This window comes from Cellulomonas sp. PSBB021 (assembly GCF_002240455.1).
Lineage (GTDB): Bacteria > Actinomycetota > Actinomycetes > Actinomycetales > Cellulomonadaceae > Cellulomonas > Cellulomonas uda.
Genome location: NZ_CP021430.1, coordinates 3,331,783 through 3,355,472, shown reverse-complemented (window position 1 = coordinate 3,355,472; position 23,690 = coordinate 3,331,783). Strand labels below are relative to the sequence as shown.

General features: G+C 74.2%; 20 protein-coding genes. 6 read left to right on the top strand and 14 right to left on the bottom strand.

All coding sequences use genetic code 11. The annotated features are described in order from the left end of the window. Positions 1-10: 10 nt before the first annotated feature. Positions 11-2,599, bottom strand: a complete 2,589-nt coding sequence (gene clpB, locus CBP52_RS15400; RefSeq protein WP_094181699.1) for an ATP-dependent chaperone ClpB — start codon at positions 2,597-2,599, stop codon at positions 11-13. 120 nt (positions 2,600-2,719) lie between these two features. Then, positions 2,720-3,301 (bottom strand): membrane lipoprotein, encoded by a 582-nt coding sequence (locus CBP52_RS15395; RefSeq protein WP_157732673.1) that lies wholly within the window; start codon positions 3,299-3,301, stop codon positions 2,720-2,722. Between the two features lie 196 nt (positions 3,302-3,497). On the opposite strand from CBP52_RS15395, the gene CBP52_RS15390 reads away from it, so the two are divergent. Beyond that, complete coding sequence (locus CBP52_RS15390; RefSeq protein ID WP_094181697.1) at positions 3,498-4,169, top strand: histidine phosphatase family protein; 672 nt, start codon at positions 3,498-3,500, stop codon at positions 4,167-4,169. A gap of 92 nt (positions 4,170-4,261) precedes the next feature. Next, positions 4,262-5,230 carry an alpha/beta hydrolase gene (locus tag CBP52_RS15385; RefSeq protein ID WP_094181696.1) on the top strand — a complete coding sequence of 323 codons (969 nt, stop codon included), beginning with the start codon at positions 4,262-4,264 and terminating at the stop codon, positions 5,228-5,230. Positions 5,231-5,335: 105 nt separating this feature from the next. Here the strand turns inward: CBP52_RS15385 and CBP52_RS15380 are convergent, their stop codons facing one another. Genes CBP52_RS15380 through CBP52_RS15375 form a run of 3 tightly spaced genes read right to left on the bottom strand, consistent with a single transcriptional unit; the run spans position 5,336 to position 8,343 of the window. Continuing rightward, complete coding sequence (locus CBP52_RS15380) at positions 5,336-6,010, bottom strand: hypothetical protein (RefSeq protein ID WP_094181695.1); 675 nt, start codon at positions 6,008-6,010, stop codon at positions 5,336-5,338. A gap of 55 nt (positions 6,011-6,065) precedes the next feature. After that, entirely contained in the window at positions 6,066-6,860 is a 795-nt protein-coding gene (locus tag CBP52_RS17700; RefSeq protein WP_157732672.1) for a hypothetical protein, read from the bottom strand. After that, positions 6,784-8,343, bottom strand: a complete 1,560-nt coding sequence (locus CBP52_RS15375) for a hypothetical protein (protein ID WP_094181694.1) — start codon at positions 8,341-8,343, stop codon at positions 6,784-6,786. Before CBP52_RS15375 ends, CBP52_RS17700 begins: the two co-directional genes overlap by 77 nt. Before the next feature lie 314 nt (positions 8,344-8,657). Between CBP52_RS15375 and CBP52_RS15370 the strand changes: the two genes are divergently transcribed. Further along, positions 8,658-10,274: a cellulose binding domain-containing protein gene (locus tag CBP52_RS15370; protein WP_232514533.1), complete on the top strand. Its 1,617-nt coding sequence runs from the start codon at positions 8,658-8,660 to the stop codon at positions 10,272-10,274. Between the two features lie 45 nt (positions 10,275-10,319). On the opposite strand, the gene CBP52_RS15365 is transcribed toward CBP52_RS15370, so the two are convergent. Beyond that, entirely contained in the window at positions 10,320-11,381 is a 1,062-nt protein-coding gene (locus CBP52_RS15365; RefSeq protein WP_094181693.1) for a cation diffusion facilitator family transporter, read from the bottom strand. Positions 11,382-11,437: 56 nt separating this feature from the next. Here CBP52_RS15365 and trmB point away from each other — a divergent pair, with 56 nt between their 5' ends. Together trmB and CBP52_RS15355 are read left to right on the top strand one after the other, a co-directional pair. Next, entirely contained in the window at positions 11,438-12,184 is a 747-nt protein-coding gene (gene trmB / locus CBP52_RS15360) for a tRNA (guanosine(46)-N7)-methyltransferase TrmB (RefSeq protein WP_198303485.1), read from the top strand. Beyond that, a complete protein-coding gene (locus CBP52_RS15355) occupies positions 12,181-13,038 on the top strand; it encodes a LysR substrate-binding domain-containing protein (RefSeq protein WP_094181692.1) in 858 nt (285 codons plus the stop codon). The genes trmB and CBP52_RS15355 overlap by 4 nt, the downstream gene beginning before the upstream one ends. Before the next feature lie 11 nt (positions 13,039-13,049). Here the strand turns inward: CBP52_RS15355 and CBP52_RS15350 are convergent, their stop codons facing one another. The 4 genes from CBP52_RS15350 to CBP52_RS15335 all read right to left on the bottom strand — a co-directional run bounded on the left by CBP52_RS15350 (position 13,050) and on the right by CBP52_RS15335 (position 17,627). Then, positions 13,050-13,430: a DUF5997 family protein gene (locus tag CBP52_RS15350; RefSeq protein ID WP_094182434.1), complete on the bottom strand. Its 381-nt coding sequence runs from the start codon at positions 13,428-13,430 to the stop codon at positions 13,050-13,052. Between the two features lie 230 nt (positions 13,431-13,660). Beyond that, positions 13,661-16,156, bottom strand: a complete 2,496-nt coding sequence (locus CBP52_RS15345) for a glycogen/starch/alpha-glucan phosphorylase (protein ID WP_094182433.1) — start codon at positions 16,154-16,156, stop codon at positions 13,661-13,663. A 153-nt stretch (positions 16,157-16,309) separates the two neighbouring features. Further along, positions 16,310-17,335 (bottom strand): helix-turn-helix transcriptional regulator, encoded by a 1,026-nt coding sequence (locus CBP52_RS15340; RefSeq protein WP_157732671.1) that lies wholly within the window; start codon positions 17,333-17,335, stop codon positions 16,310-16,312. 118 nt (positions 17,336-17,453) lie between these two features. Beyond that, positions 17,454-17,627 carry a thiazolylpeptide-type bacteriocin gene (locus CBP52_RS15335; RefSeq protein ID WP_094181690.1) on the bottom strand — a complete coding sequence of 58 codons (174 nt, stop codon included), beginning with the start codon at positions 17,625-17,627 and terminating at the stop codon, positions 17,454-17,456. 142 nt (positions 17,628-17,769) lie between these two features. Here CBP52_RS15335 and CBP52_RS15330 point away from each other — a divergent pair, with 142 nt between their 5' ends. Continuing rightward, positions 17,770-19,002 carry an amidohydrolase gene (locus CBP52_RS15330; RefSeq protein WP_094181689.1) on the top strand — a complete coding sequence of 411 codons (1,233 nt, stop codon included), beginning with the start codon at positions 17,770-17,772 and terminating at the stop codon, positions 19,000-19,002. 78 nt (positions 19,003-19,080) lie between these two features. Here CBP52_RS15330 and CBP52_RS15325 read toward each other — a convergent pair whose 3' ends face one another. The 4 genes from CBP52_RS15325 to CBP52_RS15310 are packed head-to-tail and all read right to left on the bottom strand — an operon-like array spanning position 19,081 to position 23,427. Continuing rightward, positions 19,081-21,003, bottom strand: coding sequence for a TOMM precursor leader peptide-binding protein (locus CBP52_RS15325; protein ID WP_094181688.1), 1,923 nt, complete (start codon positions 21,001-21,003; stop codon positions 19,081-19,083). Then, a complete protein-coding gene (locus CBP52_RS15320; RefSeq protein WP_094181687.1) occupies positions 21,000-21,755 on the bottom strand; it encodes an ABC transporter permease in 756 nt (251 codons plus the stop codon). Before CBP52_RS15320 ends, CBP52_RS15325 begins: the two co-directional genes overlap by 4 nt. Continuing rightward, on the bottom strand, positions 21,752-22,651 hold the full coding sequence (locus tag CBP52_RS15315; protein ID WP_094181686.1) for an ABC transporter ATP-binding protein: 900 nt from the start codon (positions 22,649-22,651) through the stop codon (positions 21,752-21,754). The genes CBP52_RS15320 and CBP52_RS15315 overlap by 4 nt, the downstream gene beginning before the upstream one ends. Next, entirely contained in the window at positions 22,648-23,427 is a 780-nt protein-coding gene (locus CBP52_RS15310; RefSeq protein WP_094181685.1) for a M50 family metallopeptidase, read from the bottom strand. The genes CBP52_RS15315 and CBP52_RS15310 overlap by 4 nt, the downstream gene beginning before the upstream one ends. Positions 23,428-23,690: the final 263 nt, after the last annotated feature.

Below are 23,690 nucleotides of genomic sequence, written 5' to 3'. Positions count from 1 at the left end.
GGGGGACCGCTCAGGCGCCCGTGATGCTCAGGCCCGTGTCGGTGCGGTCGACGACGATCGTCTGGCCGTCGTGGATCTGGCCGGACAGCAGCGCGCGGGCCAGATTGTCGCCGATCTCGCGCTGGACCAGGCGGCGCAGCGGGCGCGCGCCGTACGCCGGGTCGTAGCCCTCGATCGCAAGCCAGTCGCGTGCGGCGGGCGTGACCTCGAGCGTGAGGCGGCGGTCCTGCAGGCGCCGGGCGAGCGACGCGACCTGCAGGTCCACGATCTGGCCGATCTCCTCCAGGCTCAGCGGGTCGAACAGCACCACGTCGTCGAGCCGGTTGAGGAACTCCGGCTTGAACGCGGCACGCACCGCCCCCATCACCGCGTCCCGCTTCTCCGAGTCCGACGTCAGCGGGTCCACCAGGAACTGCGAGCCCAGGTTCGAGGTGAGGATGAGGATGACGTTGCGGAAGTCGACCGTGCGGCCCTGGCCGTCGGTCAGGCGGCCGTCGTCGAGCACCTGCAGCAGCACGTCGAACACCTCGGGGTGCGCCTTCTCGACCTCGTCGAGCAGGACGACCGAGTACGGGCGCCGCCGCACGGCCTCGGTGAGCTGGCCGCCCTCCTCGTAGCCGACGTACCCGGGAGGTGCACCGACGAGCCGCGCCACGGAGTGCTTCTCCGCGTACTCGGACATGTCGATGCGGACCATCGCGCGCTCGTCGTCGAACAGGAAGTCCGCGAGCGCCTTCGCGAGCTCGGTCTTGCCGACGCCCGTGGGGCCGAGGAACAGGAACGAGCCGGTGGGACGGTCGGGGTCGCTGATGCCCGCGCGGGCGCGGCGCACCGCGTCGGAGACCGCGGCGACGGCCTTCTTCTGGCCGATCAGGCGCTCGCCGAGCACCTCCTCCATGCGCAGAAGCTTGGCGGTCTCGCCCTCGAGCATGCGGCCCGCGGGGATGCCCGTCCACGCCGAGACGACCTCGGCAATCTCGTCGGGGCCGACCTTCTCCGCGATCATCGGCGGTGCGTCGACCGTGTCCTGCTCGGCCTCCGTCGCCTCAGCGTCGGCGATCTGCCGCTGGAGCGTGGGGATCTCGCCGTACAGGATGCGCGCGGCCTTCTCCAGGTCGCCCTCGCGCTGGAGCCGCTCGGCGTCCGAGCGCAGCGCGTCCAGGCGCGCCTTGAGTTCGCCGACGAGGTTGTGGCCCGCCTTCTCCTTCTCCCAGCGCGCGTTGAGCGCCGCGAGCTCCTCGCGACGGTCCGCGAGGTCGGCGCGCAGCCGCTCGAGCCGGTCCAGCGACGCAGGGTCGTCGGACTCGGAGAGGACGACCTCCTCCATCTCGAGGCGCGTCACGGCGCGCTGCAGCTCGTCGATCTCGATGGGCGACGAGTCGAGCTCCATGCGCAGGCGCGACGCGGCCTCGTCGACGAGGTCGATCGCCTTGTCGGGGAGCTGGCGGCCCGTGATGTACCGGTCGGACAGCGCAGCGGCGGCGACGAGCGCCGCGTCGGAGATCGTCACCTTGTGGTGCGCCTCGTAGCGCTCCTTGAGCCCGCGCAGGATCGCGACGGTGTCCTCCACGGACGGTTCGCCGACGAACACCTGCTGGAACCGCCGCTCGAGCGCGGGGTCCTTCTCGATGTGCTCGCGGTACTCGTCGAGCGTGGTCGCGCCGACGAGCCGCAGCTCGCCGCGCGCGAGCATGGGCTTGAGCATGTTGCCCGCGTCCATCGCGCCCTCGCCGCCGGCACCCGCGCCGACGACCGTGTGCAGCTCGTCGATGAACGTCACGACCTGCCCGTCGGAGCCCTTGATCTCCTCGAGCACGGCCTTGAGCCGCTCCTCGAACTCTCCGCGGTACTTGGCGCCCGCGACCATCGAGGCGAGGTCGAGCGCGACCAGCTTCTTGCCGCGCAGGGACTCCGGCACGTCGCCCTCGACGATGCGCTGCGCGAGCCCCTCGACGACGGCGGTCTTGCCCACGCCGGGCTCGCCGATCAGCACGGGGTTGTTCTTGGTGCGGCGGGACAGCACCTGCACGACGCGCCGGATCTCCGAGTCACGCCCGATCACCGGGTCGAGCTTGCCCTCGGCCGCGCGCTGCGTGAGGTCCACGCCGTACTTCTCGAGGGCCTTGTAGGTGCCCTCCGGGTCTGGGCTGGTGACGCGCGCGTTGCCGCGTACGGTCGGCAGCGCGGCGAGCAGGGCGTCGCGCGACGCCCCGGCCGCGCGCAGCGCGTCGGCCACGCCGGACTGCCCGGCCGCCAGGCCGATGAGCAGGTGCTCGGTCGAGACGTAGTCATCGCCGAGCGTGCGTGCCTCCGCGTTGGCCGCCTCGATGGCGGCGGCGGTCGCGCGCGACGCGCTGGGCTGCGCGACCGTCGAGCCCGACGACGAGGGCAGGTTGACGAGGATGCCGCGCACCGCACGGCCGAGGGCCCCGCGGTCGGCGCCGACCGCGTCGAGCAGACCGTTCGCGACGCCGCCCTCCTGCTGGAGCAGCGCGTCGAGGATGTGTGCCGGCTCCAGCTGCGGGTTGCCGGCGGCGCTCGCGGACTGGATGGCGCTGCCGAGCGCCTCCTGCGAGCGGGTGGTGAGCTTGGCGTCCACGTGACCTCCCTGCGCGAGTCTCGCGCGTCGTCGATGCGTCTGCACATCCCAACGCGACAAAGTTGAGTGTATTCCGCTCAACTTGAGATCCGCTGCCCGAGCGCGGGCGACGTGCGCGGGTCAGCCGCCCGGGCCGGGGTCGTTGTCCGGAGCGCCGTCGCCCCCAGGCAGGTCGCCGCGCTCCACCGGCTCGCCCTCCGGGGGCGTGGGGAGCTCGGAGAAGAGGGTGGCGAGCTCGCCGTCGCGCGCCGGACGCACCGCAGCGCCCGCCGCGCGCAGGGTCGCGGCGTCCACGCCGTCGCCCTCGAGCAGCACGTGCACGCCGTCGGCCACCACCTCGCACGAGGCTCCCACGCCGTCGTCCTCGAGCTGTGCGCACGCCGGAGCCTGTCCGCCGGCTGCGCGGGACGTGCGCAGCAGCACCGTGCCGGCCGGGCTGACGTAGGCCGCGGACATGCCCTCGTCGCCCGAGACCCCGACGGACTGCACGGCGAGGTCGAACCCGTCGACGTCGGTCACGTAGACCAGGTCCCGTGCGATCCCCGCGTACTGCATCCGCGCCGCGACGTCCGCGCCGCCGGTCCCGGTGGTCCCGCCGCCGCACGCGCCGAGCACCAGCACGACGAGCGCCCCGACGAGCCCACCGGCGGCGGCCACCGCACCCCTGCGGTCACGGTCGCGGCAGCCCCGAGCGCGGTTCATGCCTCGCACCGTACCGGCCGCCGCCCGCGCGCGGCCGCCCGGCGGACGACGAGGCCCCGGCCCGGTCGTCGAACCTGGGCCGGGGCGTGGCCGCCGTGCAGCGCGGGACGTGCATCGAGCCGACACCTCGTCGTCGCCGCCCGGCAACCTCGCCGCCCTAGCGTCGAGCGCGACCGATGACGACGGAAGGGCGACGATGACCCTCACACTCACGCTCGTACGGCACGGGCGCACCCACTTCAACGCACGCCGCGTCCTGCAGGGCCGCTGCGACTCCCCGCTGACGCGCGACGGACGCCAGGGCGTCCGGACCACCGCCCGGCACCTGGCCGGCACCCCGTTCACGGCCGCCTGGTCCTCACCGTCCGGACGCGCCGTCTCGACCGCGGTCGAGCTCCTGCGCCACCACGAGGACGTGCGCCTGCGCACGCACGTGGACCTGCGCGAGTACCACTTCGGCGTGTACGAGCGCCGGCCCGAGCACACGCTCGACGCCGTCCAGCCCTGGCCCACGCTCGTCGAGCAGGTGCTCGCGGGCACGCACCCCGGGCTGCCGGGCGGCGAGCACGCGGCCGACTTCATGGGCCGCACGACCCGGGTGTTCGCGCGGCTCGTCGAGCAGCACCTCGGCACCGACGAGCACGTGCTCGTCGTCGGCCACGGCCTCGCGCTCGGCGCGTACCTCGCGACGCTCGCGCCCGTCGGCCTCGTCGCGCTGCCCAACGCGTCGGTCAGCACGGTCGAGGTCGACGACGACGGCACGGCCCGCATCGCGCGGCTGGCCGAGGACGTCGCCGCCCAGGGCGCGCTCGCGGCGCGCCCCGCGACGCCCGGTGCCACCCGCCCCGCGCTCGCGCCGGTCGCCTGAGTCGCAGCGGGTGGACTTGCGCTCGCCTGGTGAGCGCAAGTCCACCCGTCAGCGCGTCGCGGCGCGTGCGGCGCGTGGGGCACGATGCGCAGATGAGGGACGGGGCCGCATGGGGTGACGAGCAGCCGGACGTGCTGGGTGGCGCGTGGGTCGCGCGGACGCTCGAGCTGCCGCCCGACGACGAGAGTGCGCGCGAGGGCGTCGACCCCGTCGCCACCCTCGTGCACCGACCACCGCGCCACCGGCGTGCGGTGCTGTACCTGCACGGGTTCGTCGACTACTTCTTCCACCCGCACGTCGCGGACGCGCTCGACGCCGCGGGCTGGGACCTGTACGGGCTCGACCTGCACGACTACGGCCGGTCCATCCGCGAGGGCCGGCGCCCCAACCACACGCGCGAGCTCGCGGGGTACGCACACGAGATCGACGCGGCCGTCGCGCTCCTGCGCGCCGACCACGACCGCGTCGCGCTGCTGGGGCACTCCACGGGCGGTCTGGTCGCGGCGCTGTGGGCGGACGCGCGCCCCGGGCGCGTGGACGCCGTGGTGCTCAACTCGCCCTGGCTCGATCTGCGCAAGCCCTGGTTCGACCGCGTGGTGCTCACGCGCATCCTGCGCGTGCTCGGTCGCGTCACCCCCGAGCTCGTCGTCGGTCACATCCAGCCGCACTACGGGCGCGCGCTGCACGCCGGCTCGGGCGGCGAGTGGACGTACGAGCTGGCGTGGAAGCCGCACGAGGGCTTCCCGGTGCGCGCGTCGTTCATCCGCACCATCCGCGCCGGGCACGCGCGCGTCGCGCGCGGGCTCGACATCCGCGAGCCCGTGCTGGTCCTGACGTCCGACGCCACGGGTCCCGACGACCGCCTCCACGACGGTCTGCTGACCACCGACTCGGTGCTCGACGTCGCCCAGATCGCCGCGCGCGCCCCCGGGCTCGGCCCGCACGTCACGCTGACCACGGTCCCCGGCGGCGCGCACGACCTCGCGCTGTCCCCCGCCCCCGCACGCGAGGAGTACCTGCGCGCGGTCGTGGCGTTCCTCGACGCGCACGCGCCCGCCTGACCGCGCTCGCCTGACCGCGCCCGTCTGACCGCGCCCGTCTGACCGCGCTCGCCTGGCCGCGAGCCCGGAGCGGACGCTCGCCGCGTGCGCCCCGGGCCCGCACCGTCAGGTGACCTTGACCGACACCGCCGACGAGCTCGCGCCGTTCAGGTAGGTCGTGGAGCTCGAGGTCGGCCTGTACACCGCTGTGACCTTGTACGACCCCCTCGCCTGGGCGGGCAGCGTGACGGTCGTCGTCCCGGCGTGCGTCGCGGTCATCGTGACCGTGACGGTCTTGGTGCCGATCGTCACCGCGACCGACCCGAGCGGCTTGGTCACCAGGCCACCCGAGTCGACCCGCACGGTCGCCTTGAGCGTCGAGCCCGCCGTGACCGACGGCACCGACAGCTTCACCGTCGGCGTCACGCGCGGCACCTTCGTCTGCACCGACGTCGAGCGCGCGACCGAGCCGTCCGCGCCCCGCGCGGTCACCCGCACCGACAGCTGCTTGCCCACGTCGGACTTGGCGACCTTGTACGACGACGCCGTGGCGCCGGCGATCGCGACGCCGTCGCGCAGCCACTGCACGCTCGTCGAGACCGGGCCGGGCGACCACTCACCACGCTTGGCCCACACCGTCCGGCCGTAGCCGACCGTGCCCGAGATCGTCACCCGGGTCACGTTCGTGATCGGCGGGACGACGGTGACGGGCGTCGACGTCACTGACGTCGGCAGCCAGCCCGCGCCGCCGCGCGCGGTCACGCGCGCCGACAGCCGCGTGCCGCCGTCGGCCGCGGTCACGGTGTACGACGACGAGGGTGGTGCCGGGGAGCGGGTCGGGCAGGGCCGCGGACGGTCAGGTGACCTTGACCGTCAGGGCCGACGAGGTCGCGCCGTTGAGGTACGTCGTCGAGGTGGACGTCGGCGTGTACCTGGCTGTGACCGTGTACGAGCCCTTGACCTGCGCGGGCATGGTGACGGTGACCGTCCCGGCCCGGGCCGCGGTCAGGGTGACCGTGGTGGTCTTCGAGCCGAGCGTCACCGCGACGGTCCCGAGCGGCTTGGTCACGACGCCGCCGGAGTCGACCACGACGGTGACCTTGACCGCCGTCCCGGCCTTCACGGACGGCGCGGACACCCTGACGGCGGGCGTCACCTTCGGCACCTTCGTCTGCAGGGACGTCGACCGCGCCTGCGAGCCGTCCGCCGCGCGCGCGGTCACGCGCACCGACAGCCGCTTGCCCACGTCGGACTTGGCGACCTTGTACGACGAGCCGGTCGCGCCGCTGATCTCCACGCCGTCGCGCAACCACTGCACGCTCGTCGACGTCGGCGGCGTCGACCACGTGCCGCGGTCGGCCCACACCGTCTTCCCGTACGCGACGGTGCCGGAGATCGAGGCGCGCGTGACGTTGCTGATGGGCGCGGGCGCGACCGTCACGCCCGGCGACGTCGCGGTCGCGGCCAACCACCCGGTGCCGCCCTTCGCGGTGACGCGCACCGACAGCCGGGCGCCCTCGTCGGCGGCCGTCGGCGTGTACGTCGTGGACGTCGCGCCGCTGATCGCCGCGCCGTCACGCAGCCACTGCACGCTCGTCGTGACCGCGGCGGGGTCCCACGTGCCCGTCGTCGCGCGGACCGTGGAGCCCACCCGGACCGTGCCGGTGACCGCCGGGGCGGTCAGGTTGCGCACCGCGAGCGGGATCACGACGTCGATGCCGGTGGTGTGCCGCACGACCTTCGCCTTCGCGGGGTCGCTGGTCAGGGGCGTGCCGTTGCCCGTCCAGAAGCCGGCCGTGAACCGCGCGTTCTTCGGGTTCACGTCGGCGTGCGGGTCGAAGTACACGAGGTGGTCCTCGGTCCGCTTCGCCAGGTCGAACGCCTGGAGCGAGAACCAGCCGGTCTCCGCGACGCGCTGCGAGTCGGTCTCGGCCCACGTGCCGTCCGTGCCGCGCCGCCACAGCTGGACCTCCGCGGCGTACGTGTCCCAGTAGCCGAACAGGAAGTCGTCCGGGGCGGTGACGAAGCCGCGCCCCGGCGGTGGTCGGCGGGCTCAGGACGACGCCGGTCGTCGTCGGGCGGACCTTGCGCAGGCTCGACCACGTCGCGTCGAAGCCGGGCTCCCCCGGCCGGATCGGGGACCACGTGCCGTCGGCCCGCTGCGCGCCGGGCTTCAGGTCGTCGAAGCTGAACATCCCGATCGCGTACGAGCGGCCGGTGTCGAGGTCCGGGATGGTGAACGTGCCGTCCGCGTCCGTGTACGTCGAGATGTTCTCCCGGAAGCCGGACGCGTCGCTGACCGCGTCGAGCGCGATCGTCGTGTTCGCCAGGATCGCGGCCGGTGCGTCGACCCGCCCCGAGATGCTGCCGGCGAGGTTCGGCCGCAGCGCCAGGCCGCTCGCGGGCACGGTGACCGTGCCGACGTTCAGCCGGGAGCCCGAGAAGTACCCCGTCGCCGGGTTCCACGCGCCGTCGAACAGGACGTACTGGGGGTCGACGAGTTCGATCCGGACGGCCTGGCCCGACGGGAAGCCGCCCACGGTGAACCGACCGTCGGCCTCGATGCGCCCGTAGGCGAACCGCTCGGAGCCGTCGTACGGCTTGCCGACGGTCGCGACCACGCTGAGCGGGCGGTTCGGGTCGGGCGTGTACCCGGCGGGCAGGACGATGCTGCCGGTCACCTGCTGGCCGAGCGTGGCGGTGACGACGACGTCCGTCCGACCCGGCGCGACGAGCGCGCCGTCGGGGTGCTGCTGCGCGATCCCGCCGCTCGCGGTCACGTACCCGCCGACGAGCCGCTGCTGGCCGTCCTGGAGCACCAGGTAGTACTGACGGCCCGACTGCAGCCTGCTGCCCGGGACGGTGAACGTCCCGTCGGCCGCGACGGTGGCGTACAGGATCGGGTAGCGCACCGGCTCGGTGGTGGTGGGGCTGGCCGGGTAGCGCACCTCGAACCGCGGCGGCGTCGCGGCCGAGTACGTGTACCCGGCGGGGAGGACGACCCGCCCGGTGATGTCGAGCGGGTCGGCCGCGCGCGCGGGGACGGCGAGCGCGGACACGAGGAGCGAGAGCGCTCCCACGATGGCGAGGAGCGCGGTGCGGGCGCGCGGGACGGCTGTCGGGGCGGGGGTCATGCGTACGGCCTCTCGTCGACGACGGCTCGCGCCGGCGCCGGCGCGAATGTCGGGACTGTACCGATTCGGCCCTTGCCGCGGACCATGGTCGCCACATGTCGGGACGCCCGATGACCTGCGGGTTCACCCGCCGAGGGGGCGCAAGCGCTTCGACGGGGCGCGCTGCACCCGCCCGGCCCGCCGCCGACCGGGTGACGGGGTGAAACGGTTCGCCGGTGCTGACCGGGCCGCCGGGAGCGGTAACCAGGACCCGGCCCGCCCGCACCCGGCGGCGGGCGGGGCTGCGGACGGGCCGTCCGCGGGGAGGAGCGCACGTGCGGTCGACGAGGACGGGCACGACGACACACCCGGGGACCACCCCGGGCACCGCGGGGCGCACACGCCTGCGGCGAGGCACCCTCGCGGCCACGCTGGCCGCCGTCCTGGCCGGCACGCTCGCGGCCGCGACCGCCGCCGCGGCCGCCGAGCTCGACCCCCAGCTCGCGGCGACCGCGCACACCGCGGGCCGCGTCGCCGCGGCGGCCGACGGCTCCGCGCAGCTGTCCTGGCCCGGCGTGTACTTCGAGGGCCGGTTCACGGGCACCGGCGTCGGGGTGCGGCTGTCGGACTCCGCGGCCGACTGGGAGATCCAGGTCGACGGCGCCCGCGTCGCGACGCTCGTCATGCCCGGGACGACGACCCGCTGGGTCGAGGGGCTGGCCGCCGGGACGCACACCGTGCGCGTGGTCAAGCGCAACGAGTCGCCGTGGGCGACCAGCACGTTCCGCGGGTTCGTCGCCGCACCGGGCGGTCAGGTGCTCACCGCACCCGCGTCCCGCGACCTGCAGCTCGAGTTCCTCGGCGACTCGTTCACGGCCGGCTACGGCAACGAGTCCACGTCCCGCGACTGCTCGGGCGACCAGGTGAACCGCACGACGAACGCCGACCGGTCGTTCGGGGCGATCGCGGCCCGGACGCTGAGCGCGGACTACCAGCTCAACGCGTTCTCGGGCCGCGGGCTCGTGCGCAACTACGCGGGCGGTGAACCGGGCACGAGCTTGCGCACGTACGCGGACCGCGCGCTGCTCGCCGTCGCGGGCGACGTGTGGCAGCGGCCCGCGAGCTGGACGCCCGAGGCCGTGGTGATCGGCCTGGGCATCAACGACTTCTCGACGCCCGTCGGCTCGGGTGAGCAGTGGACGGCGGCGTCGCTGCGCACCGCGTGGGTGCAGGCGTACCGCGAGCTGCTGACGAGCCTGCGCGCGAAGAACCCGGGCGCCTACCTCGTCGTGAGCGTCGCGGCGTCGGGCGGGACGGACCAGCGCACGCTCGGACGGCAGGTCGTCGACGCGGCACGCGCGGCCGGGGACACGCGCGTCGTGCTGTGGGACTACAGCGACGCGCCGCTCGACCTGCAGGGCTGCCACTGGCACCCGTCGCTCGCGGACCACCGCGTGCTCGCCGACCGGCTCGTCGCGCTCCTCGACCCGCTGCTCGACGACCCGCAGCCCACGCCCACCCCCACACCGACCGCGACACCCACTCCGACGCCGACTCCCACTCCGACTCCCACTCCGACTCCCACGGTGACCCCCACACCGACTGCCACCCCCACGCCCAGCCCCTCCCCCACGTCGTCGGCACGCGGGTGCACCGCGACGCTCACGGTCGCGGGCACGTGGCCGGGCGGGTACCAGGCGACGCTCAAGGTCACCGCGGGCAGCAGCCCGATCGCCGGCTGGCGCGCGACGTTCGCGCTGCCCGCGGGCGGCTCGGTGGCGCAGGGCTGGTCGGGCGTGTTCACGCAGTCCGGCGCGCAGGTCACCGTGGCGGGGGCCGGCTGGAACGCGTCCCTGACCGCCGGTCAGTCCACCGAGGCGGGGTTCATCGGGTCCGGCCCGGCACCGACGTCGACGACGACGACCTGCGCGGCGGCGCTCCCGGCGGCCTGACCGGGCCGCGACCGCGGCCTCACCAGACAGCCGCGGCCCGTCCGTTCAGCGGCGGACGGGCCGCGGCGTGAGCGCGGGCTCCTCGGGCTCGGAGAGCGACAGGATCGCGCCGACGACGCCCGGCGCTGCACGGATGCGCCGCTCGAGCGCGGCGAGCTGGTGGGACGCGGCGGTCTCCCCCGGCTCGCCCGTCAGGTCGACCGCCCCGGACAGGAACACCTGGCGCGCGCCGACGAGCTCGAGGCGCAGGTCCGTCACCCGGGCGACCTCAGGCTGCGCGGCGACGAGCGCGAGCGCGGCGTTCCACACCCCGTCGTCCACGACCTGCCCGACGAGGAACCGCCGGTTGCGCTCGATGAGCACGACCGCGACCACCCCCAGCAGGACGCCGACGAGGATCGAGCCGACCGCGTCCGGCACCGCCGAGCCGGTGACCTGGTGCGCCGCGATCCCGGCAGCCGCGATCACGATGCCGACGAGCGCGGCCGCGTCCTCGAAGAACACCGCGCGGACGGTCGGGTCGGAGGTGCCCAGCACGTGCTCGAGCACGCCGCTGGAACGGCGCCTGGCGGCCGCCCGCACCTGCCGGTTCGCCTGCAGGAACGAGATGCCCTCGAGGACGAAGGCGACGGCCAGCACCGCGTACGCGACACCGAAGTCGCTCGCGGGCTCGCCGTGGCGCAGCTCGGAGATGCCGTGCGTGACGGACACGCCCGCCCCGACGGCGAACAGCCCGATCGCGGCGAACAGCGACCACACGTAGACCTCGCGGCCGTGCCCCAGAGGATGGGTGCGGTCGGGCGGCCGCGCGGCCTTGCGCTGCGCGATCAGCAGGAACACCTCGTTGCCGGCATCGGCCCAGGAGTGCGCGGCCTCGGCGAGCATGGAGGCCGCACCGGTGACCACGGCAGCGGCGGTCTTGGCCACCGCGATGAGCAGGTTCGCGGCGAGCGCGATCGCGACGGTGAGCGTGCTCTCGCCGCCGGAGCCCTCGTCGTGCTCGGTCAGGCCGGGGAGCGCGGCGGCGCCCGGACCAGGGGCCGGCGCTCCGGCCGGCGCGCCCGTCCCTGCGGCCTCGTCGGACGAGCCCGACGCGAGGGTCCCCATGCGGGCGACAGTAGCGACGCGTCGGCACGCGCGCGCGGCGTCCGTAGGCTGGCCCCGTGCCCCCCGCCACCCCCGTCGACCGCGACCTGTTCCGGCAGGCCGCCGCGCGCCCGCACGAGCCGCTGCGCACCTACCACCCGCGCCGCGCGTCGCTCGGGCGGGACCGCGGGGACGCGCTGGACCGGCTGTTCGGCCGCCTCGGGTTCTCGGTGCACGACGAGGCCGCCCCGTTCCCGCGCACCGCGGACGGGATGCTCGACGCGGCGGCGCTGTTCGGCCGCACCGCGCCCGTCGTCCTGGAGATCGGCCCCGGCATGGGCGAGACGACGGCGGCCATGGCGCAGGCCGACCCGGACCGCGACTACCTGGCGGTCGAGGTGCACCTGCCCGGCCTGGCGAACCTGCTGCTCCTGGCGGAGCGTCTGGGCCTGACGAACCTGCGCGTGGCGCACGGGGACGCGCTCGAGCTCGCGCGCACCGCGCTCACACCCGGGTCGCTCGACGCGGTGCACGCGTTCTTCCCGGACCCGTGGCCCAAGGCGCGCCACCACAAGCGCCGGCTGGTCCAGCCCGAGCACGTCGCGCTGCTGCGCTCGCGCCTGCGGGTCGGCGGGACGCTGCACGTCGCGACCGACTGGGTGCCCTACGCCGAGCAGATGGTCGAGGTGCTCGCGGCCGACCCGGGCCTCGACTCCGCGGGTCCCGTCCCCCGGCCGGAGCACCGCCCGGTCACCAAGTTCGAGGCGCGCGCGCTCGCCACGGGCCGCGCGTCGACCGACGTGATCGCGAGGCGCCGCGCATGACCGACCGACCCGACGAGCGTGCGACGACGACCGCACCCGGCTTCCGCCTGGGGATGGTGCCGGGCGTGAACCCCGGCCGCTGGGTGCGGGTCTGGGAGGAGCGCATCCGCGACGTCCCGCTCGAGCTCGTCCCCGTGCCCGCGGCGGACGCCGAGCGCGCGCTGCGTGCGGGCGAGGTCGCGGCGAGCCTGCTGCGCCTGCCGGTGGACCGCGACGGGGTGGACGTCATCACGATGTACACCGAGGCCACCGTCGTCGTCGTCGCGAAGGACCACCTGTTCACCGCCGCGGAGGAGATCGCCGCGGCGGACCTGGCCGACGAGACGCTCGTCGTGCCCGCCGACGACGTGCTCGGCTGGTCCGACGCGCCCGGCGAGCGGTTCGCGGGGGACGTCGCGACGACCGACGAGGCGCTCGACCTCGTCGCCGCGGGCCACGCGGTGCTGCTCGCGCCGCACTCGGTCGCGCGCCTGCACCTGCGCCGCGGTCTGACGACCCGACCCGTGACCGACGCCCCCGGCTCGGCGGTGGGCCTCGCGTGGCTCGTCGACGCGTACGACGACCTGACCGAGGAGCTCATCGGCATCGTCCGCGGACGCACCGCCGCGTCGTCCCGCGGCCGCGCGGGCAGCCCGTCCGAGGGCGCGCCCGAGAAGCCGGCCCGGTCCGGGACCGGCAAGGGTGCCGGCAAGGCGGGTGCCGGCAAGACGAGCGCCGGCAAGGGTGGCGGGTCGAGCAGCGGCCGCAAGCCCACGGGCCGGTCGGCCGCGAAGGGCGGCTCGTCGGGCTCGGGCCGGCGCGGCACGTCGGGCGGGCGCCCGTCGGGACGCTCCGGGGGCAAGGGCCGCCGCTGACGCCCGGCGGGTCAGCCCTGCTCGCGGCGCGCCTGCTCCGCGCGGCGGTCGGCCTCGCGCGCCTCGAGGCGGCGCTCCTCGCGGCGCACCTCCTCGAACGTCTGACGCTCGCGCACCAGCCACTGCGGCGGGTCGGCGACGAGCGCGTTGATCTCGTCGGTCGTCAGCGGGTCGGTCACGCCCGCACGCGCGAGCCCCGACGTCGAGACGCGCAGGCGGGCCGCGACGACGTTGCGCGGGTGCGGCCCGTTGCGGCGCAGCTCTGTGAGCCAGGCGGGCGGGTTGCGCTGCAGCTCCGCGAGCTCGTCGCGCGTCACCGTGCCCGTGCGGAACTCCTCGGGCGTCGCCGGCAGGTACACGTCGAGCTTGGCCGCCGCGGTGGACGGCTTCATCTCCTGGGTCTTCTTGGGCACGCGCCAACCCTACGCGTCACGTCCCACCCCACCCGCCGAGCGCGGACGGTTCGGCCCGACTGCTGACGCTGTGCGGGTGCAGTCGCGCACGAACGTCCGCGCTCGGCGGGGGTGGGCGGGTGTCCTGCCTGGTCTCGGAGCGCAGCAGGGACGACGACGGGCGCCCCCGCCCCCGGGACGGGGGGCGAGGGCGTCCGTGCGTGCGCCGGTCAGCTGCCCGGCGGGACCGGGTGGGTGTGCCAGATGCGGTCGATGTAGTCGCGCATCGACCGGTCGGACGAGAAGAACCCGCCGCGCGCCACGTTGAGCACCGCGCGCCGCGTCCAGTCCTCGGTGTCGGCGTACGCCTCGTCGACCCGCGCCTGCGCGTCGACGTACGCCTGGAAGTCCGCGAGCGCGAGGAACCGGTCCTCGTTGAGGAGGTTCGAGACGACCGGCTCGAACACGGCGCGGTCGCCGCCCGAGAACGCACCCGAGGCGATGAGGTCGAGCGCGTGGCGCAGGTCCTCGTTCGTCTCGTAGTACGCCGACGGGTGGTAGCCGCGGTCCACGAGCTCCGCGACCTGCGGCTCCGTCAGCCCGAACAGGAAGAAGTTCTCGTCCCCGACGAGCCGGCGGATCTCGACGTTCGCGCCGTCGTCCGTGCCGATCGTCAAAGCACCGTTCAGCATGAACTTCATGTTCCCGGTGCCCGACGCCTCCTTGCCCGCGAGCGAGATCTGCTCGGACAGGTCGGCGGCCGGGATGAGCGTCTCGGCGAGCGTGACGTTGTAGTTCGCCGGGAAGGCGACCGTGAGGCGCCCCTCGAGGGCCGGGTCGGAGTTGATCGTCGAGCCCACCGCGTTGATGAGGTGGATGATCTGCTTCGCGAGCACGTAGCCCGGAGCGGCCTTCGCGCCGAACGCGAACGTGCGGGGCGTGACGTCCTCGAGCCGGATCTTGCCCGTCGTGACCTTCTCGTACAGGGACACGATGTGCAGGAGCTTGAGCGTCTGGCGCTTGTACTCGTGCAGGCGCTTGACCATGACGTCGAACATCGTGTCCGGGTGGACCTCGATGCCGTCGCGCGCCGCGAGCACGTCGGTGATGCGCCGCTTGTTGGCCTGCTTGATCTCGCGGAACCGGCGGCGGAACTCCGCGTCGTCCGCGAGCGGCTCGAGGCCGGACAGCTGGTCGAGGTCGGTGACCCAGCCGTCACCGATCGCCTCGGTGACGAGGTCCGACAGCCCCGGGTTCGACAGCTTGACGAACCGGCGCGGTGTCACGCCGTTCGTGACGTTGGTGAACTTGTCCGGCCAGTACCCCGCGAAGTCGTCGAGCACCTTGTCGCGCAGGAGCTGGCTGTGCAGCTCGGCGACGCCGTTGACCTTGGTCGCGGCGACGGTGGCGAGGTACGCCATCCGGACCGCGCGCACGGGGTACTCCGCGATGATCGACATGCGGCGCACGCGCAGCTCGTCGTTCGGGTAGGTCTCACGCAGCTCGGCGAGGAACTCGTCGTTGATGCGGTAGATGATCTCCAGGTGGCGCGGCAGCAGCCGGCCGAGCAGCTCGACGGGCCACACCTCGAGCGCCTCGGGCAGCAGCGTGTGGCACGTGTACGCGAAGCACTGCTTCGTGACCGCCCACGCCTCGTCCCACTCCCAGCCCTTCTCGTCGACGAGCACGCGCATGAGCTCCGGGACGGCGATCACCGGGTGCGTGTCGTTGAGCTGGAAGACGATGCGCTCGGGCAGCCGGTGCAGGTCGTAGCCCTCGGGCAGCACCTGGTCGACGAAGTCCTTGATGGAGCACGCGACGAAGAAGTACTGCTGCTGCAGGCGCAGCTCCTTGCCCTGGGGCGTCGAGTCCTCCGGGTACAGGACCTTGGAGATGTTCTCCGCGAACGTCTGCGCGCGCACGGCCTCGGCGTAGTCGCCCGAGTTGAAGATCTGCAGGTCGAACGCGTGCGTCGCGCGCGCGCTCCACAGCCGCAGGGTGTTGACCCGGCCCTTGGCGTAGCCCGGGACCATGTAGTTGTACGGCACGCCCAGCACGGACCAGCCCGGCACCCACCGGCGCCGGACCACGCCGTCGTCGGCCTGGTACTGCTCCACGTGACCGCCGAAGCCGACGGTCACGGCGGCCTCGGGGTGCGGGAACTCCCACGGCGAGCCGAGGCGCAGCCAGTCGTCGGGCTTCTCGACCTGACGCCCGTCGACGAACGTCTGCTTGAAGATCCCGTACTCGTAGCGGATGCCGTACCCGATCGACGGGACGTTCATGGTCGCGAGCGAGTCGATGAAGCACGCCGCGAGGCGCCCGAGGCCGCCGTTGCCGAGGCCGGGCTCGACCTCGGCCTCCCGCAGCTCGTCGAGGTCGATGCCGAGGTTCGCGAGGCCCTCGCGGACGATGTCCTGCAGGTCGGACGCGAGCAGCGCGTTGTCGAGCTGGCGGCCGAGGAGGAACTCCGCGGACAGGTAGGCGACGGACTTCGCCTGCAGCTCGGCCTGGCGGCGCAGCGTCTCGATCCACCGCGTCATGAGGTAGTGGCGCACCGTGCGCGCCATCGCCAGGTACTTGTCGTTCACGGAGGCGCGCGTCAGGTCGACGCCCTGCCCGAAGTTCAGCTCGCGCAGGAACTCCCTCGTGAAGCCGTCGACCGTGTGCTCGCGCGTGGCGATAGGGGGTGTCGTGTCTGCCGTCACAAGATCCACCGTAACCATCATGTGTGTCTGCGCGATGACGAAAGTCCTTGCAATTCTTGCGAACACCGATGAAGGGGCATCCAGATTCACCCGTACGGGTGACGCCTCATCGCCACGATACGCCCGTCCCCGACGAGGTCCTCGGCGAGGGACGCGGCCGCTCCTGGGCCGTCAGGCGGAGCCGGACACGGGCGGGCGGACGCCGGTCGTGGGCTTCACCCACCCGCGCGCCACGGCGAGGACTCCCGCCTGGAACCGGCTCTCGGCACCGAGGAGCTCGAACAGCGCCGCGATGTGCCGCCGGCACGTGCGCACGCTGATGCCGAGCCGGCTCGCGAGCACCTCGTCGGTCAGGCCGCGGCTCAGGCCCACGAGTATCGCGCTCTGCAGCTCCCCGAGCCCGTCGCACGCGTCGTGCCGCTCCTGCGTCTGCTCCGGGTGGAACGGCAGCGCCACCTCCCAGGCGGCGTCGAACAGCGACGCGAACGTCGCGACGAGGTCCGGGTCCCGCAGGACGAGCGCCGCACGGTCCGCGGCGTCCCGCTGCCGCGCGACGAGCGCGAGGCTGCGGTCGAACACCAGCAGCCGGAACGGGATGTCGGGCAGCGTGCGGAACTGCGCGCCCAACGGCTCGAGCTCCGCCACGGTGCGCAGCGTCGGCACGTGCTCGCGGCGCCGGTGGTCGTAGAGAGTGCGACGGGCCACCCCCGCCTCGAGCAGCACGCGGTCCTTCGCGTTGGACTCCTCCGCGCGCTCCACGCTCGTGCTGGCGCCCGGCAGCGCGATGAGCACCTCGGTGGACACACGGCGGCCCATGTCCATGAGCAGGCTCAGCACCGTCTCGGGGTCCTCGACGACCTCGACCCGCTCGGTCGCGACCGCGCTCTCGCGGGCCAGCCGGTAGGCGGGCAGCAGCGCCATGAGGTCACGGCGCCGGCCGGCGACCGACGCGCGCAGCTCCTGGATGCGCCGCTCGTCCGGGTCGACGAGCCCCGCGAGCGCGACGTCCGGAGCGGCCGCGACGAGCGCCTCGCTCCCGGCGTGCTCCGGGGTCAGCAGGCCGAGGTCCAGCAGGTCGTGCCGCGCGGTCTCGATGTCGACGACACGGACCCCCAGGTCGACCGATGCGGACTCGACCGTCCACCCCGGGTTCTTCGTGACGTAGAGGAACAACGACGCAGCAGTCCCGCTCAGCAACCTGGCCCCCCTCGTGTCACAGGTCACACCGGGCCGTACTCTATGCCACCCGGGTGCGGCCGTGTGCTGCGCGTGCGGGCCGCGAGACCGGGGCCCGCACGCGCCGGGGTGCCACGGGTCAGGCGGTGCAGCTCGTCGTCGACGTCGTGCTCGAGCAGGTCGAGGTGCTCGACGACGAGGAGCAGGACGCGAGGATCGCCTCGGCCGCGTCCGCGTAGTCCGAGATCTCGAAGTTCTCCGACTCGAGCGCCGTGATCTCGCCGGACAGGTTCGCGATGTCGTTCGTGGTCATGATGACTCCTTCGGTTCGCCAGGGGTCCGTCCCCTGCCGACAAGACAACCGGTGCCGCCTCGCGAGTCGCTGTGCGTCCCGCTCACACACCGCTGTCACGGCGTGCCATCGACGTGTGAGCGGGACGGCGTTGACTGCTGGCATGACCACGCCTGCGCCCGCAGCCGCGCTCACCCGTGCCCTCGCGCTGTACCGGGACGTGCACGCGCACCCCGAGCTGTCGGGCGAGGAGGTGCGCACCGCGCGCGCCTTCGCCCGCACCCTCGGCGAGAGCGGGCTGCGCGTCGTCGGGGGCGTGGGCGGGCACGGCGTCGTCGGCACGCTCGACAACGGGCCGGGGCCGACGGTCCTGGTGCGGGCCGAGCTCGACGCGCTCCCGCTCCAGGAGGACACCGGCCTGGACTACGCGAGCACGGCCACGTCGTCGGGCGGCCGGCCGGTGATGCACGCGTGCGGGCACGACCTGCACCTCGCGGCGCTCGCCGGCGCGGCCGACACGCTCGCGCGGGACCGGTCCGGCTGGCGGGGGCGGCTCGTCGTCGTCGGCCAGCCCGCCGAGGAGACGCTCGAGGGGGCCGCCGCCATGGTCGCGGACGGGCTGCTCGACGTCACGGGACCCGTCGACGCGGTCCTCGCGCAGCACTCCGTGCCGCTCCCCGCGGGGATGGTGGCGCACGGCGGCGGGCCGGTGCTCGCCGGCAGCGCCACGCTCGCGGTGACCGTCCGGGGTCGGGGCGGCCACGCCGCGTCACCGCACCTCACGGTGGACCCCGCGGTCGTCGCCGCGTCGATCGTGCTGCAGCTCCAGACGGTCGTGTCCCGCGCGGCGTCACCCAGCGAGCCCGTGATCGTCAACGTCGGCCGCCTCCACGTCGACAGCCCGCCCAACGTCGTCGCCGACGTGGCCACCCTCGAGGTGACCGTGCGCGCCGTCGCCGAGACGACCCTCGTGCGGCTGGTGGAGCGCGTCCGCGCGATCGTCCACGCGCAGTGCGCGAGCGCGGGGTGCCCGGCCGAGCCGCTCGTCGTCGAGGTCGCCCGCTCGCCCGTGACGCAGCCCGACGCCGGCGTCACCGCCACCGTCCGCGACGCCCACGTGCGGCACCTGGGGGCCCAGCGCGTCACGTGGTGGCCGCCCTCGCTCGCCACCGAGGACGTCGCCCACCTCACCGCGGGTGGTGCGCCGCTCGGCTACTGGATGCTCGGTGCCGTCGGACCGGCCGCGTGGGCCGCGGCGCCCGGCACGAGCGCGCTCGAGAAGCTCTCGTCGCTGCCGGCCAACCACTCCCCGCGGTACGCGCCCGACGCGCCCCGCGCGCTCGCGGCGGGCGTCGACGCGCTCGTCGTCGCGGTCCGCGCGCTCGCCACCGCCTGACTCGTCACGGCTCGAGCGGCACTGCCCGACGCACGACGACGGCCGGGGCATGCTGCTCGCCCCGGCCGTCGTCATCGCTCAGGGGAACGGGTGCGGGACCCGCCGCAGGTCGGCGGCCGACACCGCACCCGACGTGCCGAGCGCCTTCCACGTGCGGGGCATCGTGAGCGCGCGCTGCCGGGTCCACCCGAAGTCGAACGGCACCAGGCCGGGCACGATCACGCACACGGTCCGCAGCCCCATCGGCTCCTGCTCCGGCGCCGTCTGGTCGACGACGATCACGTCGTGCTCGGCCAGCTCGTCGAGGCACGCCCGCAGATCGTCGCGCAGGTCGAGCGACCGCGGCCGCACGGCCTGCCACTCGCGGTAGAGCTCGTCCAGGGACGCGGTGCGCGAGGGGTGCAGGTAGGAGTCCGCGAACCGCGCCATGGCGGGCAGCCCGAACAGCGCCGCGTGGTCCGGCAGGCCGTGCACCAGCGAGTAGTCGCGCGCCATCGCCTCGAGCTCCTGGCGGCGGTCGGCGACGGTCCTGGCCTGGTGCGGCAGGTACGTCAAGGCCTCCTCGATCGCGCCCTCGACCGCGCGGACGGGGTCGAAGTGCGCGGCCGCCGCGAACGACAACGTCCCCAGCCCGCCGTCGGACCGCACGGCGAGGGCCGTGACCGCGGGGATGCGCATGTCGATCCGGTTGTCGAACGCGTGGATCCGGTACCCCTGGAGCCGGGCGCGGTCGGCCATCGCCGCCACGAGCGGGCTGGGGACGGACGCCAGGTCGATCTCCGGCAGGTCCGCGTTGCCGTACCAGCCGACGAGGAACGCGTCCCGCTCGACGAGCTCGAGCAGCCCGTGCAGCACCGCCTCCTCGAGGGTGCTGCCCGTCGCGCAGCCGTTCGACGTGGTGAGCACGAAGTTGTCGTGCTCCGCCCCCGAGCTGTAGTGGCTGAGCCGGCGCGGCACCAGGACGGGACGCTCGTCGCGCAGCGACCAGCCCCACACCCACGGGATCACGGCCGACGCGGAGAACGGGGCGATCATCGGGTCGCACTCGTAGGCCGCCGCCGGGTAGAACCCGCACGTCGACGGGTCGAGCGCGAACCCCTCGAGGTCCGTGTACGCGGCCATGACCGGCTCCGCGTTGCGGCGCCGGTGCGTGCCCGCGTACCGCTCGAGGCCCTCGATGAGGGCGAGCCGGCGGCTCGTCGCGTAGGAGTTGGCCTGCCCGCTCCAGGACACGTCGAGCAGGCCGCCGTACCCCCGGATGAAGATGCTGCCGGAGACGGGTGCGGTCGTCGGCGACGTCACCGTCATGAGGGCCCCCGCGCCGAGCGCGCCGCAGACGGGGTTCGCGAGCGCCGCCTCCGGCAGCGGGTAGTCGTCCAGGGCGCGCTGCCGGTAGGAGCCGGGCGAGGACTTCACGCGCTCCTCGAGGCGCACGGTCGCCTGCCGAGGACCGTCGGGGACCCGCACGCCGCAGCTCGGGCACCTCGGGTCCGGCAGGAGCGCCGTGCTGCGCACGGCGAGCGTCGCGAGGTCGAGGCTCGCCACCAGCGGGAGCCGGCGGCTCGCGGCGTCAGCCGCCCCGAGCGCGGGCGGCTCGTCGGCCACCACCAGCGCCTCGTACAGGTGCCACACGGCGTCCACCACGTACGCGGGCAGGACGGGCCACTGCCCCACCGGGGTCAGGTCCGTGCCGGTCTCGAGCGCGTCGCGGTGCGTGCGCGCGCGCAGTCGCTGCCACCGCGTGCCGAGGCAGTGCCCGCACGCGCCCGCGCCACGCGGCCCGACGAGCACCGCTCCCCCGGTCACGTGCACCGTCGCGTCCCGGCGCTCGAGGTCCGGCGCCGCGAGGACGTCCTGCGCGCCGAGCACCACGACCCGCGGCTCGACGACGCCCCGCTCGAGGGCCAGCAGCGTCAGCGCCTCCTGCAGCTGGTCACGCGTCGCCGCGAACGCCTCGTGCAGCGGGGCCGGGGCTCGCGCCCCGGCCGTCGCGACGCTCATGACTCACGCGTCCAGCGGAAGACCTTGGCACCGATCGCGAGGAACACGGCGCTGAACCCCAGCAGGACCGCGAGCGCGGTCAGGTAGTCGCCCGCGTCGCCCGCACCGACCAGCGAGTACGCCGTCGCGTCGTTGAGGTAGCGCAGCGGGAGGACCTTCGAGAAGCTCTGCAGCCAGTCCGGCATCATGTCGAGCGGCAGGAACGAGCCGGACAGGAACGCCATCGGCACGACCACGCAGTTGGAGATCGCCGCGACGGCCTCCGGGGTGTTCGCCACCGAGCCGATGATCACGCCGATCGCCATGAACGCCGTCACGCCGGCGACGACCGCGGGCACGACGAGCCACGGCTGCGGCCCGACCCGCATGCCGAAGAACGGCGAGACCGCGACGCCGATGAACAGCACGACCTGCGCGAGGCCGAGCGCGAGCGCGATGGTGTACCGCGCACCGATCACCGACCCGAAGCTCGCGGGCGACAGGCGGATGAGCCGCAGCAGGTCGTCGTTGCGCCACTGCATGAGCGTGAACGCGACGCCGAACAGCGCGGCGCTCGCCATGCCCCACGCCAGGACGCCCGACGCGATGAAGTCGACGTACCCGTGGCCCGTGTCGCCGACCTCCTGGCCGCGGAAGATCGTGCCGAACACGACCAGGAACACGAGCGGGAACGCGAACGTGAAGAACACCGTGGCGACGTCGCGGACGTTCGCCTTGTAGGTCGCCTTCGTCAGTGCCGTGTAGGTGCTCATGGCTTCGGGGCTCCGATCAGGTCGAGGTAGACGTCCTCGAGGGACGCGGTGCGGGTGCGGACGCCGTCGAGCCCGACGGACGCGCTGAGCGCGGCGAGCAGCGGACCGGGGTCCTGGGTGGTGAGGACCACGTCCTCGCCGTGGACGGCGACGTCCGGCGAGCCGGGCAGCTCGTGCGCCGCCTGCGGGTCGAGCCGCCGGCGCGGCACGACGAGCTGGACCCGCGGGTCGGACTCGCCGATGAGGTCGCGCGGCGTGCCGAGCGCAACGACCCGGCCGGCCGAGACGATGGCGACCCGGTCGCACAGCACCTCCGCCTCCTCGAGGTGGTGCGTCGTGTAGACGATCGTCTTGCCGGCCTCCTTGAGGTCGAGGAGCAGCCGCCACAGGTCCCGACGAGCCTGCGGGTCGAGCGCGGCCGTCGGCTCGTCGAGGAAGACGAGCTCGGGGTCGTGGACGAGCGCGGACGCGATGGCCAGGCGCTGGCGCTGGCCACCGGAGAGCTTGTTCACCCGCGCGTCGGCCTTGTCCTCGAGCGACACCCGCGCGAGCGCCGCGTCGGCCTCCCGGTCGCCGAGCCCGTACAGGGCGGCCATGGTGCGCAGGTGCTCGCGCGCCGTGAGCCGCGTGAAGAACGCGGCGGACTGCGTCTGGACGCCGATGCGCGGCAGCAGCGCGCGGTTGCGCGGGTGCGGGTCCTGGCCGAGCACGCGGACCGTGCCCGCGTCGGGCTCCCGCAGACCCTCGACGACCTCGATGAGGGTGGTCTTGCCCGCACCGTTCGGGCCGAGGATCCCCAGGAACTCCCCGGTGGTGACGCTCAGGGAGATCCCGTCGACGGCGCGCACGTCCCCGTAGGACTTGTGCAGGTCGACGACGTCGATGGCTGTACTCATGGCGTGCTCCTTCTGTGCTTCTCCAGTGCCGGCTGGGCGAGCCACCCGGCGACGACGAGGACGACCACCGCGATGACGACGCCGCGCCCGGCCGGCCCCATGACGGCGGCCAGGAGGTTGCCGGCGACGACGACGACCGCGGTGATGACGAGGGCGACGAGCGCGAACCAGACGAGGGCGTACGCGCCGAGCCGCACCGCGACGCCGCGCGGGTAGCGCAGCCGGGGCTCGCGGATCCGCGCCGCGAGCCCGTACACGTAGCGCTGGCTCTCGACCGCCAGACCGGCGGTGCCCATCGCGTGGCCGACGATCTTGTACCCGTCCCACGGCGGGAGCGGGACGAGGCTGAGCAGGGTCAGGGCCGCGCCGCCGACGAGGAACGCCGCGACGAACGCGCTGCCCGGCGCGACGAACCACACGACCGCGAACGGCACGAGGAACGCGGCGTTGGTGATGACGCCCGCGGCCGCGATCAGCACCTGGGCGCCGCGGGACGGCAGGTACAGGTAGTCCTCGACGACGCAGCGCAGCGCCACGACGTTGACCTTGGTGACCGTGCAGCCGAAGTACCGTGCCGCGACGCCGTGCGCGAGCTCGTGCGTCGCCTCCGACGCCCACAGCAGGACGACGACGCCGACGACGAGCGCGGGGTCGTCGAACACCGTCCGGGCGGCGGGCAGGAGCCGGGGCAGGTCCACGAGCACCGCGACGAGCCCGGCGCCGAGCACGACGAGCGCGGCCGCGAGGACGCGGCGGCTCACGACCGCGCCGAGCACGCGGGCGAGCGTGTCGAGCAGCGCGACGGCTCGCGTGGGTGCGGGCGCCTCGACCGGCGCGCCCGACGACGACGTCTCGAGCAGCGACCGCGTCCCCAGGAGCCACAGCAGCCGCTCCCAGTGGGACTCGGCGAGCCGGCGGCCGTAGGCGGCCGCGTACTCGTCGCCGATGTCCCGAGCGTCCGCACGCCGTCGAGCCGGCTCAGCACGAAGTGCTCCTTCGCGGGCACCTCGTACGCCTTGCCGTTCGCGCGGTCCTTGAC

Coding starts and splice junctions, on each gene's coding strand:
- CBP52_RS15335 (WP_094181690.1), bottom strand. CDS start 17,627: ATGACCACGAACGACATCGCGAACCTGTCCGGCGAGATCACGGCGCTC.
- CBP52_RS15385 (WP_094181696.1), top strand. CDS start 4,262: ATGAGGGACGGGGCCGCATGGGGTGACGAGCAGCCGGACGTGCTGGGT.
- CBP52_RS15320 (WP_094181687.1), bottom strand. CDS start 21,755: ATGAGCACCTACACGGCACTGACGAAGGCGACCTACAAGGCGAACGTC.
- CBP52_RS15345 (WP_094182433.1), bottom strand. CDS start 16,156: ATGGTTACGGTGGATCTTGTGACGGCAGACACGACACCCCCTATCGCC.
- CBP52_RS15375 (WP_094181694.1), bottom strand. CDS start 8,343: ATGACCCCCGCCCCGACAGCCGTCCCGCGCGCCCGCACCGCGCTCCTC.
- CBP52_RS15325 (WP_094181688.1), bottom strand. CDS start 21,003: ATGAGCGTCGCGACGGCCGGGGCGCGAGCCCCGGCCCCGCTGCACGAG.
- CBP52_RS15355 (WP_094181692.1), top strand. CDS start 12,181: ATGACCGACCGACCCGACGAGCGTGCGACGACGACCGCACCCGGCTTC.
- CBP52_RS15395 (WP_157732673.1), bottom strand. CDS start 3,301: ATGAACCGCGCTCGGGGCTGCCGCGACCGTGACCGCAGGGGTGCGGTG.
- CBP52_RS15315 (WP_094181686.1), bottom strand. CDS start 22,651: ATGAGTACAGCCATCGACGTCGTCGACCTGCACAAGTCCTACGGGGAC.
- CBP52_RS15330 (WP_094181689.1), top strand. CDS start 17,770: ATGACCACGCCTGCGCCCGCAGCCGCGCTCACCCGTGCCCTCGCGCTG.
- CBP52_RS15365 (WP_094181693.1), bottom strand. CDS start 11,381: ATGGGGACCCTCGCGTCGGGCTCGTCCGACGAGGCCGCAGGGACGGGC.
- CBP52_RS15390 (WP_094181697.1), top strand. CDS start 3,498: ATGACCCTCACACTCACGCTCGTACGGCACGGGCGCACCCACTTCAAC.
- CBP52_RS15350 (WP_094182434.1), bottom strand. CDS start 13,430: ATGAAGCCGTCCACCGCGGCGGCCAAGCTCGACGTGTACCTGCCGGCG.